The sequence below is a fragment of the Castellaniella sp. genome (genome assembly GCF_036379515.1).
Lineage (GTDB): Bacteria > Pseudomonadota > Gammaproteobacteria > Burkholderiales > Burkholderiaceae_B > Castellaniella.
This window is the reverse complement of the sequence record NZ_DASVGN010000013.1, coordinates 28,723-45,713: the sequence shown is the minus strand read 5'-3', so window position 1 is coordinate 45,713 and position 16,991 is coordinate 28,723. Positions and strand designations below refer to the sequence as shown.

At 62.3% G+C, this 16,991-nt stretch carries 15 protein-coding genes; 7 read left to right on the top strand and 8 right to left on the bottom strand.

The window, feature by feature from the left end:
• Nucleotides 1–90: 90 nt before the first annotated feature.
• Both rpsG and rpsL read right to left on the bottom strand, forming a co-directional pair.
• Nucleotides 91–561 (bottom strand): 30S ribosomal protein S7, encoded by a 471-nt coding sequence (gene rpsG, locus VF285_RS04510; protein WP_346951433.1) that lies wholly within the window; start codon nucleotides 559–561, stop codon nucleotides 91–93.
• A gap of 146 nt (nucleotides 562–707) precedes the next feature.
• Nucleotides 708–1,082: a 30S ribosomal protein S12 gene (rpsL, locus tag VF285_RS04505; protein WP_346951432.1), complete on the bottom strand. Its 375-nt coding sequence runs from the start codon at nucleotides 1,080–1,082 to the stop codon at nucleotides 708–710.
• Between the two features lie 400 nt (nucleotides 1,083–1,482).
• On the opposite strand from rpsL, the gene VF285_RS04500 reads away from it, so the two are divergent.
• Nucleotides 1,483–2,367, top strand: a complete 885-nt coding sequence (locus VF285_RS04500; RefSeq protein WP_346951431.1) for a 4-hydroxyphenylpyruvate dioxygenase — start codon at nucleotides 1,483–1,485, stop codon at nucleotides 2,365–2,367.
• Nucleotides 2,364–3,224, top strand: a complete 861-nt coding sequence (locus VF285_RS04495; protein ID WP_346951430.1) for a sugar phosphate isomerase/epimerase family protein — start codon at nucleotides 2,364–2,366, stop codon at nucleotides 3,222–3,224. The genes VF285_RS04500 and VF285_RS04495 overlap by 4 nt, the downstream gene beginning before the upstream one ends.
• Nucleotides 3,225–3,277: 53 nt before the next feature.
• Here VF285_RS04495 and VF285_RS04490 read toward each other — a convergent pair whose 3' ends face one another.
• The 4 genes from VF285_RS04490 to VF285_RS04475 form a co-directional block, all read right to left on the bottom strand.
• Complete coding sequence (locus VF285_RS04490) at nucleotides 3,278–4,069, bottom strand: shikimate dehydrogenase family protein (RefSeq protein ID WP_346951429.1); 792 nt, start codon at nucleotides 4,067–4,069, stop codon at nucleotides 3,278–3,280.
• Nucleotides 4,070–4,134: 65 nt separating this feature from the next.
• On the bottom strand, nucleotides 4,135–6,633 hold the full coding sequence (locus VF285_RS04485; protein ID WP_346951428.1) for an ATP-binding cassette domain-containing protein: 2,499 nt from the start codon (nucleotides 6,631–6,633) through the stop codon (nucleotides 4,135–4,137).
• Complete coding sequence (locus VF285_RS04480) at nucleotides 6,630–7,499, bottom strand: branched-chain amino acid ABC transporter permease (RefSeq protein ID WP_346951427.1); 870 nt, start codon at nucleotides 7,497–7,499, stop codon at nucleotides 6,630–6,632. The genes VF285_RS04485 and VF285_RS04480 overlap by 4 nt, the downstream gene beginning before the upstream one ends.
• 139 nt (nucleotides 7,500–7,638) lie before the next feature.
• Complete coding sequence (locus tag VF285_RS04475; RefSeq protein WP_346951426.1) at nucleotides 7,639–8,925, bottom strand: ABC transporter substrate-binding protein; 1,287 nt, start codon at nucleotides 8,923–8,925, stop codon at nucleotides 7,639–7,641.
• Between the two features lie 137 nt (nucleotides 8,926–9,062).
• Here VF285_RS04475 and VF285_RS04470 point away from each other — a divergent pair, with 137 nt between their 5' ends.
• Together VF285_RS04470 and VF285_RS04465 are read left to right on the top strand one after the other, a co-directional pair.
• Complete coding sequence (locus VF285_RS04470) at nucleotides 9,063–10,124, top strand: Gfo/Idh/MocA family oxidoreductase (protein WP_346951425.1); 1,062 nt, start codon at nucleotides 9,063–9,065, stop codon at nucleotides 10,122–10,124.
• 26 nt (nucleotides 10,125–10,150) lie between these two features.
• On the top strand, nucleotides 10,151–10,972 hold the full coding sequence (locus VF285_RS04465; RefSeq protein WP_346951424.1) for a sugar phosphate isomerase/epimerase family protein: 822 nt from the start codon (nucleotides 10,151–10,153) through the stop codon (nucleotides 10,970–10,972).
• A 50-nt stretch (nucleotides 10,973–11,022) separates the two neighbouring features.
• Here the strand turns inward: VF285_RS04465 and VF285_RS04460 are convergent, their stop codons facing one another.
• Complete coding sequence (locus VF285_RS04460; protein WP_346951423.1) at nucleotides 11,023–12,735, bottom strand: FAD-binding protein; 1,713 nt, start codon at nucleotides 12,733–12,735, stop codon at nucleotides 11,023–11,025.
• A 113-nt stretch (nucleotides 12,736–12,848) separates the two neighbouring features.
• Between VF285_RS04460 and VF285_RS04455 the strand changes: the two genes are divergently transcribed.
• Genes VF285_RS04455 through VF285_RS04445 form a run of 3 tightly spaced genes read left to right on the top strand, consistent with a single transcriptional unit; the run spans nucleotide 12,849 to nucleotide 16,008 of the window.
• Complete coding sequence (locus VF285_RS04455; protein ID WP_346951422.1) at nucleotides 12,849–14,552, top strand: FAD-dependent oxidoreductase; 1,704 nt, start codon at nucleotides 12,849–12,851, stop codon at nucleotides 14,550–14,552.
• 28 nt (nucleotides 14,553–14,580) lie between these two features.
• A complete protein-coding gene (locus VF285_RS04450) occupies nucleotides 14,581–15,198 on the top strand; it encodes an NIPSNAP family protein (protein ID WP_346951421.1) in 618 nt (205 codons plus the stop codon).
• A 39-nt stretch (nucleotides 15,199–15,237) separates the two neighbouring features.
• Nucleotides 15,238–16,008 (top strand): IclR family transcriptional regulator, encoded by a 771-nt coding sequence (locus VF285_RS04445; protein WP_346951420.1) that lies wholly within the window; start codon nucleotides 15,238–15,240, stop codon nucleotides 16,006–16,008.
• Between the two features lie 71 nt (nucleotides 16,009–16,079).
• On the opposite strand, the gene VF285_RS04440 is transcribed toward VF285_RS04445, so the two are convergent.
• Nucleotides 16,080–16,988: an NAD(P)-dependent oxidoreductase gene (locus tag VF285_RS04440; protein WP_346951419.1), complete on the bottom strand. Its 909-nt coding sequence runs from the start codon at nucleotides 16,986–16,988 to the stop codon at nucleotides 16,080–16,082.
• Nucleotides 16,989–16,991: the final 3 nt, after the last annotated feature.

Below are 16,991 nucleotides of genomic sequence, written 5' to 3'. Positions count from 1 at the left end.
CGGAAATGCCAATGTTGCGATAGCGCTCGATAGGGGTTTTGCGGGCCATAATGCTTGTCCTAGTAAATAACCGTCTGATAACCGACTGGATTACCAGCGGAAGTGGCTGAAGGCCTTGTTGGCCTCGGCCATCTTGTGAGTGTCCTCACGTTTCTTCATGGCGCCCCCGCGGCCTTCGGCGGCCTCCATCAGTTCGCCAGCCAGCCGCAGGTCCATGGATTTTTCACCACGCTTCTTGGCGGCTTCACGCAGCCAGCGCATGGCCAGAGCCAGGCGACGCACGGGGCGCACTTCGACGGGCACCTGATAGTTGGCACCACCGACGCGGCGAGATTTGACCTCGACCACGGGCTTGATGTTGTTGATGGCGGCATTGAAGACCTCGATGGGCTCCTTCCCGGTCTTGGCCTGGATCTGGTCCAAAGCGCCGTACACGATGCGTTCTGCCACGGCTTTCTTGCCGGACAGCATGACGACGTTCATGAATTTGGCCAGCTCGACACTGCCGAACTTGGGATCGGGGAGAATTTCACGCTTGGGTACTTCGCGACGACGAGGCATTTCGATTTCCTTGTGACGATTCAGTTGAGCTGCCTTGCGACAGCCACGGCTTCCATATCGGAGAGCCACTTACCTGCCGGAAGATGCGTTTTCCGGCTGCACGTTCGGCCATCAACGGCCGAGAAAAATTGCTGCAGGGGTGATGCTTATTTCTTGGGGCGCTTGGCACCGTACTTGGAGCGCGACTGCTTGCGGTCTTTCACGCCTTGCAAGTCGAGCGAGCCACGAACGATGTGATAGCGCACACCCGGAAGGTCTTTGACACGACCACCGCGCACCAGAACCACCGAGTGTTCCTGGAGGTTGTGGCCTTCGCCACCGATGTACGAGATGACCTCGAAGCCGTTGGTCAGGCGCACTTTGGCGACCTTACGCAGGGCGGAGTTCGGCTTTTTGGGGGTGGTGGTGTAAACACGGGTGCAAACGCCGCGTCGCTGGGGGCAGTTTTCCAGCGCCGGGCTCTTGCTGCTCTCGCGACTGACTTGGCGCGGTTTGCGAAGCAACTGAGCAATGGTAGGCATGACCTTTACGCATCCTTTGTACTTGCGTACATTTACGTCGATTCAAAAGTCTGATCAAGGATCTCGGTTTCAACACTCGGTTTCAACACCAAGATCCTTCAATTCAGGCGGTTCATGCAAAATCCGCCTGACACGAATGACGTAAAGAGCGGGTCTTGCAGGTTTTGCATGCATGAAGGAATCTATCGTCGATCGTCTTCATGCGCCGGGCTTCTTCTTTTGACACGGATGGCGCATACCATCAATCGAGTCAATAACCCAGCAAGCTCGCAAGTTTATCACGATCTTTCGAGCAGAAGCAATAGCCCCTGTCACGAGCCGAACCGAGCCCCGGCCTTGCACCTCATCTGGCTGTGATATTGTCAATGTTCGACCAGCGATCAGAACGACGGAGCACTTCATGACGCACCAGGGCGTTGCAGAAGAAAACCCGCTTGGGATGCAAGGCATCGAATTCATCGAGTACCTGTCGCGGCACCCCGACGAGTTGGGCGGTGTCCTGACGCAACTGGGGTTTCGTCTGGTGGCACGGCATCGCTCGCGGTCCGTCTTCCTGTATCGACAGGAGGGCATGCACATCATTGTCAACGCCGACGCTGAGGCGCTGGCCAGCCACGATCAGCCCGATGAAGGCGACCAGATCAATGCAGTCGCCATCCGGGTGGCCGACGCGAATCTCGCCTACCGCCGCTGCATGCAGTGGGGTGCCTGGCCCATCCCTACTCGTGCCGACGTTATGGAACTCAACATCCCGGGAATCCACGGAGTGGGAGATTCCGTCATCTATCTGGTGGACCAGCGGCGCAATTTCTCGATCTACGACGTGGATTTCGACTTCGTATCCGACGAGCGCGAGGTACCCCCCCTGGTGCCGGGGCTGCATTTCTTCGGGCTGGTGCAATACGTCAACCCGGACCGCACGGCCGAGTGGGTGGATTTCTACCGCCAGCTGCTGGGTTTTCGAGCACTGCCGGCCGACACTCGGTTCGGCATCCTGCCGCACGGCACGATTCTCGAAAGCCCCTGCCAACGCTTTTACCTGCAACTGGTCGAACCCGTAGGGGATGCGCTGCTGGACGTGGAATGGTACGAACGTTTCGCGCGCCTGGCGTTTGGCACGCCTGACGTGCCGCACACCATGCACGCGATGGAATCCCTGGGCGTCACCTTCGAAAACAACGAGTTTTCGCGCCCCAATGCCCGCGGCGCGGTCACTTCGGGCCTGGCGTACGACGTGAATTTCGAACTCGTGCACCACACGGCGCAGCCTGGAGAACCCTCTTGAATCGTAGCGGCTTTGGCATCGACCTGGCCTGCATGGCGGGCTCACTCGAAGAACGCCTGGAAGCAGCCGAAAACGCCGGGTTCACGCAGATCATGCTGTGGGCGCGCGACCTCGCCCATCACCCGGCAGGCTACCGCACGGCCGTGCGGCGGGTGCGTGAAAGCCGTCTGCACGTGACCGGCCTGCAGCTGATGCGCAACTACGAAGGCGTGAACGGTCCCTCACACGAGCACAAGCTGGACATCGCCAAGGCCCTGCTCGACGTCTGCGCCGATGTGGGTGCTCCCCTGCTGCTGGTGCGCGCCTCGGCGGCCGTCGATGCCCCGCACAACCTCGAGCAGGCCGAAACGGATCTGCGCAAATTGGCCAATCTGGCGGTTCCCGTGGGCGTCCGGATCGGCTTCAAGGCCATCCCCTGGAGCCGCACGATTCACACCACGGCGCAAGCCTGGGAATTGGTGAGCCGCGTGGGACACGCCAATCTTGGACTGGTCCTGGACGCGTTTCACTTCATCCGCGGGGGCTTGCCGCTCGAGGAACTGAATGCGATCCCTCCGCACAAGATTCTGCTGGTGCAGCTGGCCGACTGCGGCGTGCAGGTTTTTCACGAACTCGGGCAAAAAGAGGGCGATCAGCACCGGGTGTTCCCGGGGGACGGCGTGCTGCACGAGCAGCTGGCCGCCTTCGTGCGCCACGTCGACTGGCTGGGCTACGACGGCGACTACAGCCTGCTGGTGTTCAACGAAGACTACCAGCAACTGCCCGCACGCGCCGTGGCGCAATTCGCAGCGCGCTCCACGGGCTGGGTGAACAACCAGGTTTTGCGGCGGCGGCTGCCGCTGAGCCTGAAACCCTGATTGCAGAGATTCCGGTGACGGGGTTTCCGATCACCATGGTCACGGGCGGATGTTCATTTGCCGGTATAGAAGTCCAGCATGTATTGCTTCACGCAGGCAAACATCTCCAGGCCGGTCACGGTGCGACAGCCGGCAGCCCGGGCAGCGGCGATCAGCGGCGACACAGCCGGGATCGTGACCACGTCACCCACCAGCATGGAAGCCTTCAGCGATTCGATCCGAACCGGATAGGGGTCGCCTTCACGCATCCCCATGGGGGTGGCATTGACCACCAGATCCATTCCGGCAGGGTCTGAAGACGCGGCCGACACCGTACCGCGCTTGAGCGTGGCCAGGCGATCCACCAGACGCTTCTGACGCTGCGCATCCTGATCGCAGATCCCCAAAGAAGCCACGCCCGCGTCCAGCAAGGCCTCGGCAATGGCAGAGCCTGCGCCCCCCGCCCCGACCAACAGGGCGTGCGCCCCATGCAGATCGCGCGCCGTATCGTGCAAAGCCTGTACAAACCCCAGGCCGTCGACCTGATCACCGAGCCACTTGCCGTTTTTCAGGCGGCGCACCACGTTGGCCGCCCCCAGAAAGCGCGCGCGGTCGGTCAGTTCGTCGCACTGCTCGGCCGTACTGAACTTGTGCGGTACGGTGGCGATGATGCCGTCCACGTTCTGCGTGGCCTTGGCCCCGGCAAAGAAGGCCGGCAGGGCCTCGCGGCTCACGTGCGCGGGAACGACCACGGCGTCCATCCCCTGGCCATCGAAGGCATCGCTCATCCCTCCCGGGGACTTCACCTGGGCAATCGGGTCCCCCACAATGTAATAAAGCCGCGTTTTTCCAGACAGATTCAACATGTTCCTCAACCTCTCTCCACAAAGGGTTCCGGCCGCTGCCCACTCAAGGCAGGCAGCGCCCGGCATCAAACCTTCACGCCCAGCAGCCGCGCCTGCAGCTCGGCATCGGCGGCAAGTTCCGACGCACGGCCCTGATACGCCACCGCGCCGTTGACCAGCACGCAGACGCTGTCCGCCAACGCCAGGACGGACTCGGCGTTGTGTTCCACGATGATGAGGCTCGCGCGATCGCGCAGCTTGATGACCGCATCCATCACCTCTTTGACGATGGCGGGTGACAAGCCCTCGAAGGGTTCATCCAGCAATATCAGCTTGCTGGGCACCATGAGCGAGCGAGCAATGGCCACCATCTGCCGTTCCCCGCCCGACAGGCTTTCCGCCTTCACGTTCCGTCGGTTGTGCAGGCGCGGGAACATCTTGTAGGCCTCTTCGACCGTGATTCCGCCTTTTCGGGCGGCCAGTCGCAGGTTCTCGTAGACGGTCAGGTTCGGGAACAGGCGGCGCCCCTCGGGCACGATGGCCAGGCCCAGCCGGTTGATCGTGAAAGACTTGGCGTGCGTGATGTCGTGCCCATCGAAGAGCACCTTGCCACGCGTGGCACGTACCACCCCCATGATGGTCTTGAGGGTCGTGGTCTTGCCTACCCCGTTACGCCCCAGCAGCGCCAGGACCTCGCCCTGATGCACCTGCAGCGACAGGTCGCTGAGCACCGTGCTGCCGTGATAGCCCGCGTCCACGTTTTCAAGCGACAGCAGGGGCTGGCGCGTGAGATGCGACGCTTCATCGGCCGCACGGCGGACTTCGTCGGAGAGCTCGGGACGATCCCCGCCCAGATAGGCGTCGATCACCTGCGGGTCGCGGGCAACCTCTTCCGGACGGCCGTCGGCAATCAGATGACCTCGGTGCAGCACCGTGACCCGATCCGAAATCGTCAACACGCGATCCATGTCGTGTTCGATGAGGAACACGGCGCGCTGGCGCGCCAGTTGCTGGATGAGCTCGGACACCACCACGCGATCGGCCTCGGCCAGTCCCGCCAGCGGCTCGTCGAGCAACAACAGGCGGGCATCCGTGGCCAGGGTCACGGCAATCTCGAGCAGGCGCTGCTCGCCGTGGGCCAGGTTTTCGCACTGCTCGGCCGCCCGGTCTTCCAGGTGCACCGCCGCCAGCAGCGACCAGGCACGCGCGTTGATCTGTTGTTCCTGATAGGCATCGCGCCAGAACCCGAGCTTGGGTGCAAGGCGCGCCTGTGCCGCGATCCGCACGTTCTCGAACACCGTCAGATTGCGGAACACGCTCAGGATCTGATAAGAGCGACCAATTCCCAGACGCGCCCGCTGATCCATGGATAGGCGCGTGATGTCACGCCCTTCGAAGATCACGGTGCCTTCGGTGGGAGGCAGCACGCCAGCCAGAATGTTGAACAGTGTGGTCTTGCCCGCGCCGTTCGGGCCGATCAGACTATGCAGGCAATTAGGATAGATGTCCAGGCTGATGTCGTGCGAAGTCACCAGCGAGCCGAACCGGTTCGTGAGATGCTTGACCGACAGGATGGGTTTGGTGGCGTCTGCGTCCTGGGACGTGCCGAACCAGGGTTCGATGTGGGCCGGGCGCGGCGGAATGCCCGGCCGCGTGAGGCTCCAGCGAGGGTTGCCGACCAGGCGCCGATACAGGCCGTGGATGCCTTCGGGTGAAAGCAGCACGAACAGCACGATGATGGGCGCGAAGATGAGCCACCAGTTCTCGCTGATGGCGCTCAGGTTGTCTTCAAGGACGATAAAGCTGATAGCCCCCCACAGCGGCCCGATGAAGTGGTGCACCCCGCCCAACACCGTCATCAGCAGCGGATCGGCCGCATGCTCCCAGTTCAGGTTGTTGGCATAAGCGCCCTGCAGCAGCAGGGCCAGCAACCCACCCGCGTACCCGATGAAGGTGCCACAAAAGGTGAAGGCCACGAGCTTGATGCGATAGGGGTTGAAGCCCAGACTCAGCATGCGCTGTTCGTTGTCGCGCATAGCCTGCATGGCCCGCCCAAACGAAGAGTGCACCAGGCGCCACATCAGGTACACCGCCGCCACGATTGTCAGCACTGCAAAGACATTGAATGAATCGCGCGACGGAAACAAGGGGCGCGGGACGTTCTGCAGACCATTTTCGCCCCCCGTCACGTCCGTCCAGCGAAACGCAATCTCGAAGGCAATCTGCGAGCAGGCCAGGGTGAGCAGCGAAAAATACAGGCCTCGCCGCTTGAGGATGAGCGCCCCCAGCAGAAACGCCATCACGATGGAAAACAGAATTACACCAATCAGGGCGGTGACTTCGTTGGTGGACGTGTGCAACAGGGTGATCGCCGCCACATAAGACGCCGTCCCGAAGAAGACCGAAGCCCCAAAAGGCACCAGGCCGGTATAGGCTACCAGCAGGTTCACCCCCATACCGTAGAGCGTGTAGATGGCGATCTGCGTCAGGCGCGTCATGGGCGCCCCGACGAAGTTCAGGAACAGGGCCAGAAGAACCAGTGACACCAGCAGGATGGTGACTGGATGCTTGATGATGTCTTTCATTCGAAACGCTCCCAGCGCTCACCAAACAGTCCACGAGGCCGAACGAGCAGGATCAGGGCCATCAGCACGTACATGGACGCGGCTGAGGCCTCTGGTGCGAACTGCACGGTCAGGGCAGTGACCAGCCCCACAAGAACCCCTGCCACGATTGCGCCAGGATAGGAACCCAGGCCACCAATCGTGACGATCACGAAGGCCGGCATGATGGCCACCGTCGCAATGTCAGGTGTGACGGTCAGGAGCGGCGCAGCCAGAAGGCCCGCCGCACCGGCCAACAGACAGCCCAGTCCAAACGCGGCCGTGAGCACGCGAGGCAAGTTGATGCCCAGCATCTCGACCATTTCAGGGTCGCGGCTGCCCGCTCGCAGGATGCGGCCATAGGGCGTAAAGGTGAGAAACGCCCACAGCCCCACCAGCAGCAGAATGGTGATGACCAGCACCGCCACGCGATAGCGAGTGAGGAAGATCGCCCCAAATTCGAAAATACCCGCAAACACGGGAGGCGCATTGAACGGAATGCCGCCCGCCCCCCAGAACAGCCGGATCAGGGCCGTGATGAACAGAGACAGCGCAAACGTGAGGATCAGGCTCAGCAGCGGGTCCTTGCCATAGAGATGGCGAATCAGCAGGCGTTCGCACACCATGCCGACGACCCCGACCAGGACGGGAGCCAGAATGACGGACCACCAGCCCAGGGTGGAATACAGGCTGACGGCAAAGTAGGCGCCCAGGGCAAAGAACGCGCCATGGGCAAAATTGATGACCCCAAGCAGGCCAAAGATGATGGACAGGCCAATGGCAAGGAGTACGTACAGAAACCCCAGGACCAGGCCGTTGGCCAGCTGAGAGATGATGATGTCTAGCATGACGGATACCGCATAAGAAAATCACGAGTACTTCCTGCGTCGGGGCAGGATGTTCCCATGACTTGTGCGTGCCCACCCGCCGGATCTGCGCATGCAAACCCGGCGGGTGGGGCACCCGGGACCACCAGTCGCACCGGCGTTAGTGGGGTGGCATCTTGCAGCCGATCTCTTGCTCGGTGCCGAACAGCGCGTTCAGATTTGCCCAGGTGGGCTGGGTGGGTTCCTGAGTCACCAGATCGAGCCAATCCCATTTGTCGGTGATCTTGTCCTTGACCTTGAACACCATGCAGGGGTGCAGCATCTGGTGGTCCCAGTTGCGGTAACCCGCCTCGTAGGAACCGTCGTTGATGCGCGTAGTCTCGAGGCTCTTGACGATCTTCAGCGCTTCGACGGACTGCGCCTTTTCGATCGCATCAAGCAGCACTCGCGTGGTGTACCAGCCCAGCCAGACCTTGTCGGCGCACGGCGCCTGACCCGGATGCAGCTTGGCGTAATCTGCCGCGAATTCTTTTTCGACCTGCGGGTTCTTCGGGTTGCTGAAGCCCCAGGGCATGCCGTAATAACCAGTCGCAGCCTCGGCGCCCACGGACCAGAGGTCGATGTTGCCAATGATGGGGCAGGCCACCGGGATCTTGCCCTTCATGCCCATGTCTGCCCACTGCTTGAGGAAGGTGGACAGGTCGCCCCCCGGCAAGCCCAGCATCACCACATCGGGCTTGGCCTGGCGGATCTTCAGGATGAAGGAGCTGTAGTCGGACGTCCCCAGCGGGGCCTTGTCATATCCCAACTCTTTGCCGCCTGCCTGCTTGAGGAGGATGGACATGCTGTTGTAGATGTCTTGACCGTACGCGTAATTGGCGGCCAGGTAGTACCAGCGCTTGCCAATGGCCAGGCACGACGGTGCCAGCGCGCGGCTGGCCACCATGGTGGTCGTGAGCGTACGGAAGGTATAGGGATTGCAGTCGGACCCTGTCAGGGCGGCGGCCGCGGCGCCCGGGCACAGATAGGGTACGTGCGCGCGGGCGGCCACAGACGACATGGCCAGCGAGGTGCCGCTGTTGGAACCGCCAACCACGGCAAAGACCTTGTCCTGGTACATGAGCTTGCTGATGTTCTGCTGCGCGCCCTGAGGGTTGGGCTCGTCGTACCACAGCAGTTCGACTTCGCGGCCCAGCACTTTATTGCCTTTGCGTGCGAGCGCCATGGTGACGCCGTCGGCCAGCTGCTTGGACTGTTCCGTCCATACGCCCTGCTTGGCAAACACCATCCCGAGCTTCAAGGGCCCTGACTCGCTGGCGGCCCGCACGATGCCGGGGGCGGCCAGCGAAGCCAAGCCCCCCGCCATGGCCGCACCGGCTGTTTTCAATACTTGGCGGCGCGACCAGAGTGACTGCGCCGGATGCTGCTCATCATATTTCGTCGTCATGCTTTGTCTCCTGACTGGACGCGTAAATTCAAAGTGCCAACTACGTTGCAGAATGGTAATCTATTACGGAACGCCGTTCAATATTTTAAGAATTATAGATAACCCTTAGTCCACATCTCCCATCACACGGAATTCCCATGAACTCAGAAGCCCGCAAGACGCTTGCACTCGTCGGCCTAGGCGCTATTGGCCGCATGCACGTTGAACGCATCCAGCGCAGCACCGCATTCGAGTTGACGGCATTGGTCGACCCCACCGATGCGGCCCAGGCGTTTGCACATAGTCACGATATCCCCTGGTACCGCAGTCACCAGGACCTGCTGGCCGCCCAGCATCCCGACGGGGTTATCGTCGCAACCCCCAATCGCACCCACTGTACGATCACGCTGGATTTCCTGCACCAGCACATTCCCGTATTGATCGAGAAGCCCATTACGGACACACTGGAAGACGCCTGGCGCATCGTGCACACCGAGCAGGAAACCAGCACCCCCGTACTGGTCGGCCACCACCGGCGCCACAGTGCCATCCTGCGCGAGGCCAAGCGCATGCTGCAGGATGGCCTTCTGGGCGAGGTGGTCTCAGCCACCGTGATGGCGAACTTCCTCAAGCCCGACGACTACTTCGACCTGGCCTGGCATCGCCAGCCGGGCGCCGGCCCTGTGCTCATCAATCTGATCCACGACATCGACATGTTGCGCATGCTGCTGGGCGAGGTCACACAGGTCCAGGCCATGAAGTCGCACCGTATCCGCTACCTCGAGGTCGAAGACACGGCTGGGGCCCTGATGCAGTTCCAGTCCGGTGCCATCGCAACCCTGGTCGCATCCGACTGCACGACCAGCCCCTGGAACTGGGACCTGTCGGCCGGCGAAGCAGATCACTACCCACAACAACACGAGAACGCACACTTCATCTGCGGCACTCAGGCCTCGCTCACCCTGCCGCAGCTGGACCTCTGGCAGTACCGCGGCCCGCAGAAGCACTGGCAGGCGCCGCTGACACAAACCCGCAGCATCCTGCACCGGCAGGACCCCTATCAGGCCCAGCTCGAGAACTTCGCCGCCGTCATCGAAGGCAGCGCGGCGCCGCGCTGCACTGGCCTGGATGGCCTGCGCACCCTGCAAGCGGCCCTGGCCGTCCACGAAGCATGTGCCACCGGCAGCACCGTCGTGATCGACCACTCCCCCTGCCAATAAACCTTTTTATCAGGAGCACACTTCTCATGATTCGCCGTTATTCGCTGGCCCAGCTCACCACGCTGGAACTCAATCCCCCGGCCATGATCAGCACGGCGGCCGAAACGGGCTACCAGGCCTGCGGCATTCGCCTGCTGCCCGTGAAGCCGGGCGGCGTCGGCTACCCTCTCATGGACGACCCCGCGATGCTGCGGGAGACCCTGGCCCGCATGCAGGACACCGGGGTGCAGGTGGCTGATCTGGAAATCATCCGCCTTACCGAAACGTTCAAAGCCCAGGACTACCTGCGTTTCTTCGAAGTGGGACAAAAGCTGGGGGCAACCAACATCCTGGTTGCGGGCAACGATGCCGATGAAGCGCGTGCCACCGCGTCCTTTGCGCAGCTGTGCGAGGCTTGTCGACCTTTTGGGCTGACGGCCGACATCGAGTTCATGCCATGGCTTCCAGTGGATCGGTTGTCCTCCGCACGCCGCATCGTCGAAACGGCCGGTCAGGGTAACGGCGGCGTGCTGATGGACCCTCTGCACTTTGCACGGTCAGCCAGCACGCTGGACGAACTGGCCGCATTGCCAAAGTCCCTGATCCATTACGCACAGATCTGCGACGCCCCCGCCGGCATCCCCACAAATCCAGAAGACCTCATCTACACGGCTCGCAGCGCTCGCCTGCCGGCTGGCGAAGGCGGGATCGACCTCAAGGGCATCTTTCGGCAAATTCCCGCCGACACGCTCATCAGCGTAGAGATCCCCAATGACGAACAGCGGGCACGCATGAGCGCTCAGGACTGGGCAAAGCATTGCCTGGACACCGCCAGGCAACTGTTGGATCAGGTCGAGCCGATTCGCTAAGTGGATTCAGCCCCGCGCCGCAGCCTTTGAGGCCCGCAGCGCGGGGAAGATCAGACCGCCTGGGGATCGGCGGCAAACTTCGCAATACGCCAGCCGAACACCAGAGCCGGGCCCAAGGTGGTACCCGGACCGGGGTAGGTCCCACGAAAAATCGAGGCCAGATCATTGCCACAGGCAAAGAGGCCGGGAATGGCCTTCCCCGATTCGTCCAGCACTTCTCCATTGGCCGAGCCATCCAGACCTGCGCAGCACGCCAGATCGGCGGGCCACACGGTGACCGCATAGTACGGACCGGCACCGATCGGCCGCACGCAGGGATTCGGCTTCTGATTCTCATCGCCATTGAAACGGTTCATCGGACTGCTGCCACGATGAAATGCCGGGTCTTCGCCCCGCTCGGCCGCCTGGTTATAGTCCTCGACCGTGCGCGCCAGGCCCGCAGCATCCACCCCAAGCTTGCCAGCCAGTTCGGCCAGCGTGCGGCCCTTGATCAGATAGCCGGCGCGCTCGAATTCGGCGATCCGGTGCGCACTGCGGCCTGCCATGAGCAGGCCCAATCCATACTGATGAATGAAGGCGGCATCAACGATCAGGTGCGCGGGCACGCTGGTTCCCTGGCCGTGATCCCGCAACATGCCCATCACAAAGTCGTGATAGGAGTTCGATTCGTTGACGAAGCGCTCACCGCGACTGTTGACGGCAATCAGCCCCGGCTTGGCGCGATCCAGAAGAATATGAGGCCACACCTGGTCGCGATTCGGGTTGCCATCCGGAGAATGGCGGACCGAACAGGGCATCCAAAGCCCGGGGCTGTCGCCACTGCTCTCGATTCTGGCGCCTACGCGCCGTGCGCGATCCACACCGTCGCCGGTGTGCGTCTGGGGTGACAGCGACAGACCCCAGGCGCCTTCAGGAAAGAGCTGCTTGCGCAGCTGGGGATGGCGAGTGACCCCCCCCGTGGCCAGCACGACGCCGCGTCGGGCACCGATGCGGCAGCGTCCGCCTTCGGGGGTGGCCACGACGGCACCCGTGACGCGCCCTTCCTCCTGCACCAATTCCAGCAGCGGGGTATTGAATCGGATCTCGACCTGACGCTTGAGCAGGCTGTAATAGAGGCGACCCACCAACGCATTGCCCATCACGAGCTGCGTCCCACGCGGATAGCGCAGCCGATCCAGCACATACCGCCCTACGACTGCGATCGTGCGCTTGAAGTTCGAAAAAGAGGCAAAGGGCGCGAGCAGGACGCTCAGATCGGCCCGCGCCACCATCATCCCACCCAGCCCCATGAACTCCTTGCGCGGCGGGCGCACCCGGGCAAACGCCTTGCCCAGCACTCGGGCATCAAAGGGCATGGGAATAAGGGCACGGCCGCCAAACGCGGACCCCGGACCTGCCAAGTAGTCAGGGTGAGCCGTGGCCGCCGTGAACTTCACCTCGCTGATGCGTCCGAGCTCGGCAATCGCGTCCGGGCCGCTGCGCAAGAAGGCCTCACGCGCCTCGTCGCCGCCACGATCCCCCACCACCGACTGCAGAAATCGTCGGGCGTCGGCCACGCTGTCGGGCACCCCGGCTTCTACGCTCAGATGCGTCCCCGGCACCCACACGGTGCCGCCCGAAGTGGACGCGATCCCGCCCACTTGATCCGTCTTTTCGCATACAAGCACACTCAGGTGCTCGTGACTGGCGACCAGGGCGGCCGTCATGCCACCTGCCCCGGCGCCCAGCACCAGCAGATCTACTTCTTTGTCCCATCCGCCCATCTCGTTCCTCTTACAAATGATGTTGGAAAGCAGGCAAGCTTTCCTTCCTGGCTTTTTGATGAATATAATGCAGGAATGGAACGTTGTTCAAGTTTTCATTAATGAGGATGCTCATGCAGACGTGTGACCTAGTGGTAATCGGCTCCGGTGCCGGAGGCCTGTCGGCCGCCGTCACTGCGGCGATCCAGGGGCTCAAGGTCGTGGTGCTTGAAAAAGAGCCCGTCTTCGGCGGCACCAGCGCATGGTCTGGCGGCTGGATGTGGATTCCTCGCAACCCCCTCGCAGTGCGCGCAGGGATCCACGAGCCCCTCGAACGCCCGCTGAATTACCTGCGCGACGAGCTGGGGCCCCGTTTCGACGAAAAAAAGATCAGGGCCTATCTGGAAGCGGGCCCCAAGATGGTGGGCTTCTTCGAAACGCGTACTGCCGTGCGCTTCATCGATGGCAACCAGATCCCCGACTTCCATCCCAATTCCGAATTCGCCGGCACGGGTGGGCGATCCGTCTGCGCAGCCCCCTACGATGGACGCGAACTGGGGCCGCTCATCCACCGCTTGCGGCCACCTTTGGACGAAATCACCTTGCGCGGGCTCGCCATTGCCTCCGGCAAGGACATGGCGCACTTCTTCAACGCGATGCGCTCGTTCAAATCAGCCCTGTACGTGAGCGGCCGGTTGCTGGCCTTTGCACGCGACCGCCTGTGCTACGGCCGCTCCATGCACTTGGTCAACGGCAATGCGCTCGTGGCGCGGCTGCTGAAATCAGCACAGGATGCGGGCGTGGAACTGACCACTGAGGCCCACGTAGTGGCGCTCACGCAAGAAAGCGGACCGGGCAGCCGCATCACAGGGGTACAGGCCTCCATCGACGGCCAGACGCAAGAGTTCATGGCCCGGCACGGTGTGGTCATCGCCTGCGGAGGCTATCCGCACGACGTGGCTCGCCGCAAGGCGACTTTTCCGAAAAACCCAACGGGTCACGAACACTGGTCGGCTGCTCCGCCCACCAATACAGGCGACGGCATCCAGCTGGCTCAAACGGCAGGCGCCTACTTTGATTCCACCCTCAAGAATGCGGCCGCCTGGGCACCCGTATCGTTGGTTCATCGGCGCGACGGCCACCTGGCCCGCTTCCCGCATTTGGTAGAACGCGCCAAGCCTGGCGTCATCGCGGTCATGAAGAACGGTAAACGTTTCGTCAACGAGGCCAGTTCGTACCATGACTTCATCTCGGCGCTGATTGCCGCCACTCCTGAAGGCGAGCCCCTGCAGGCCTGGCTCGTCTGCGACCACGCCTTTCAGCGGCGTTACGGACTCGGTTTTTCCAAACCGTCACCACTGCCCGTGAAGCCCTACGTGAAATCCGGCTATATCCGGCAAGCGGCGTCGATGGGCCAGCTCGCACAAGCCTGCGGCATCGATCCCTCGGGGCTGGCCGACACGATTGCGAACTACAACCTGCACGCGGCCCGGGGGGAAGACCCCGAATTCGGCAAAGGCACGACGCCGTACAACCGCATCCAGGGCGACGCCTCGCACACCCCCAACCCCTGTCTGGCACCCATTGAGCGCGGCCCCTATTACGGGCTGCGCCTCTACCCGGGCAGCCTGGGCACTTTTGCCGGGATCCGCACCGATGAATTCGGGCGTGCCATGCGCGAAGACGGCACCGCCCTGGACGGGCTGTATGTGGTGGGCAACGACAGCGCCAGCATCATGGAAGGAAACTACCCTGCCGGCGGCGTCACTCTGGGGCCCGCCGTCACCTTCGGCTATATCGCGGGCAGGCACGCAGCGGGCCTATCCGCCACCGACTAACTGATTTCACTCACCAAGGAGTCTGAACATGAATACTCTCTACGACGTCGTCACCCTGACCGCCAAAATGGGCAAGACCCACGACATCATGGAAAAGGTCCACGACACCCCGCCGGCACCGGGTGCCACGTTGCACGGAATCTGGTATTCCGACATCGGTGCCCTGGGCCGGGTGATGGTGTTGCGCAGCTTCGAGTCGGGCAATGCGCTCATGGCGGCCCGCCAGCAGCAGTTACTCGATGGCACGTACTACCACACCGAAGGCCTGATCGACGACGTAGAAATCGGCACCTACGCACATTTCCCATTTCTACCCGCCATCGAACACGGGAGCTTCGGCGCGGTCTACGAGATGCGCACCTACGGAATCAAGCGCGGCGTGAGCCTGCAAGCCACAATCGATGCCTGGAAAACGGCGGTACCCGAGCGCACTCGGCTGTCGCGACTGAGCTGCGCCATGTACGCGCTGGACGGAAAAACGCCGCGCTTCCTGAACATCTGGCCGTATGCAAGCCTCAACGAACGGTCCGAAACTCGCGCAGCCGCTGTCAAGGCGGGGGTCTGGCCGCCCAAGGGGGGGCCGGCCCATCTGACGACCATGGAATCGCACATCTACATGCCAGCACCGTTCTCGCCACTAAAATAGACGCACAACAAGACAACAAGACAACAAGAGGAATCCCGCATGAGCAGCAGCCTGCAAAAGAGTCTGTCCATCCTGGAGCTACTGGCCAAAACGCCAAGCCCCATGCCATTGCGCGACATTGCGGAGTTTCTGGACAGCCCGCCCGCGACCGTCCACCGACTCCTGAAGCTGTTGTCCGAGGCGGGATATGTGCGCCAGGATCGGTCGAGCAATGATTACTACCTGAGCCTGAAGCTCGCCTCGCTGGGGCTGATCGGGCTCTCGAATACCGGCATCCACGGGGTGGCCCAGCCGCTTCTGGATCGCATGGCCAACGAGACCGGAGAACTGGTCCGCCTGGGTCTGATCGAAAACGAACGCCTGGTCTTTATTGCCAAGGCCACCGTGGCACGCTACGGCTTGCGCTACGACCCTGACGCTGGGCAAGAGGCGCCTCTGTGTTGCACCGCATCTGGCCAAGCCTGGTTGCTCAATCTGAGTGACGAAGAAGCCCTGCGCATCGTCACTCAGCAAGGCTTTCCACCCAAAGAGCAGCACGGCCCCAACGCACCGGCCACCATCCACGAATTCCTGGACGGCCTGGCTGAAGCGCGCAAGCGTGGCTACGGCCTGAACATCAATGCGTCCATGGACGGCATCACCGCAATTGCCGTCCCCATCATCCAGCCCAAGGATCGCCGGGTCGTCGGGGCGCTGGCCATCTCAGGACCGTCCAGCCGGTTGACCAAGGAAATCGCCGAAACTTTTCTGCCCATGATGCAGAAGGAAGCCGCCGAGCTGTCCGGGATCACACTCTACCCGACGCTGTAGGCAGAAGCAGCCTACGAAGGCCCATGGGGCGGCCCTTCGTAGGCTGATTTCCTATTCGACTCGTTCAAATATCAGCGCGCGGCGCCATAGCGCTCCAGCGTCCTTCGAATCCCTTCCTCCAGAGTCGTGCTGGCGACGTTCGGCAACAGTTCGCGCACGTCGCCACCCTTGATATGCGAGACGATAGGCAGGGGGATGCCCGACACGGAAATTCGCGATTCAGGCACGGCCGCCATGACAGCGGCGGCAAAATCGTCTACATCCGCCACCGTCCCCACCATGTTGCACACATGGGCACCACTGGCGTGGCTTAGCGCGCTGTTGACGAACGCGTCCGCGACATCTTCCACATACACAAAACCGGTGGAACCTGAGAACGGGATGGCGTAAGGCTCACCCCGTACCGCTGCGCGGCACGCCAGGCTGGGCCCCGCACTGGAACCCCCTTCACGCCCCATCCCATAGACAACCAGGGGCCGCAGGCCAATGCTCGCAACGCGTCGTCCCGGATCGGATTCCTGCCAGTAACAACGCGCGATCCCTTCGCAGGCAAGCTTGTACACACCATACAGGCTGCGCGGATCGGGAATCTCGACGTTCTCCGGCCCGAACACGCCTGCACTGCTGGCATAGGCGACACACCCCCACTGCCTCTTGCGTGCGACTTCAAAAATATTGAGAGTCCCCAGGACATTCACGCGGGCGCCAAGCACGGCGTCGGCCTTGCAAGTCGGCGTCAGCACGCCCGCCAGATGGATGACGGCGTTGCAGCTCTCAGATGCCTTCAACACCTGCTCGAAATTCGTGATGTCGCCCACCGACCATTCCACGGCAGCGTCCACGCCGTCTCCAGCCACCTGCCTTACCAGCGTCTGGTCACTCCGCTGATCGAAGACGCGCACCCCATGCCCGGCTTGAATCAGCGCGCGCACGATCCAGGCACCGATGAACCCGGACCCACCGGTCAGGAATACCTTCATCGC

Excerpts from the sequence above, each read along its gene's own strand:
- VF285_RS04480 (WP_346951427.1), bottom strand. The coding sequence starts at position 7,499 with ATGCTAGACATCATCATCTCTCAGCTGGCCAACGGCCTGGTCCTGGGG.
- VF285_RS04460 (WP_346951423.1), bottom strand. The coding sequence starts at position 12,735 with ATGGGCGGATGGGACAAAGAAGTAGATCTGCTGGTGCTGGGCGCCGGG.
- VF285_RS04455 (WP_346951422.1), top strand. The coding sequence starts at position 12,849 with ATGCAGACGTGTGACCTAGTGGTAATCGGCTCCGGTGCCGGAGGCCTG.
- VF285_RS04485 (WP_346951428.1), bottom strand. The coding sequence starts at position 6,633 with ATGAAAGACATCATCAAGCATCCAGTCACCATCCTGCTGGTGTCACTG.
- VF285_RS04450 (WP_346951421.1), top strand. The coding sequence starts at position 14,581 with ATGAATACTCTCTACGACGTCGTCACCCTGACCGCCAAAATGGGCAAG.
- VF285_RS04470 (WP_346951425.1), top strand. The coding sequence starts at position 9,063 with ATGAACTCAGAAGCCCGCAAGACGCTTGCACTCGTCGGCCTAGGCGCT.
- rpsG (WP_346951433.1), bottom strand. The coding sequence starts at position 561 with ATGCCTCGTCGTCGCGAAGTACCCAAGCGTGAAATTCTCCCCGATCCC.
- VF285_RS04445 (WP_346951420.1), top strand. The coding sequence starts at position 15,238 with ATGAGCAGCAGCCTGCAAAAGAGTCTGTCCATCCTGGAGCTACTGGCC.
- VF285_RS04465 (WP_346951424.1), top strand. The coding sequence starts at position 10,151 with ATGATTCGCCGTTATTCGCTGGCCCAGCTCACCACGCTGGAACTCAAT.
- VF285_RS04440 (WP_346951419.1), bottom strand. The coding sequence starts at position 16,988 with ATGAAGGTATTCCTGACCGGTGGGTCCGGGTTCATCGGTGCCTGGATC.
- VF285_RS04490 (WP_346951429.1), bottom strand. The coding sequence starts at position 4,069 with ATGTTGAATCTGTCTGGAAAAACGCGGCTTTATTACATTGTGGGGGAC.
- VF285_RS04500 (WP_346951431.1), top strand. The coding sequence starts at position 1,483 with ATGACGCACCAGGGCGTTGCAGAAGAAAACCCGCTTGGGATGCAAGGC.
- VF285_RS04475 (WP_346951426.1), bottom strand. The coding sequence starts at position 8,925 with ATGACGACGAAATATGATGAGCAGCATCCGGCGCAGTCACTCTGGTCG.
- rpsL (WP_346951432.1), bottom strand. The coding sequence starts at position 1,082 with ATGCCTACCATTGCTCAGTTGCTTCGCAAACCGCGCCAAGTCAGTCGC.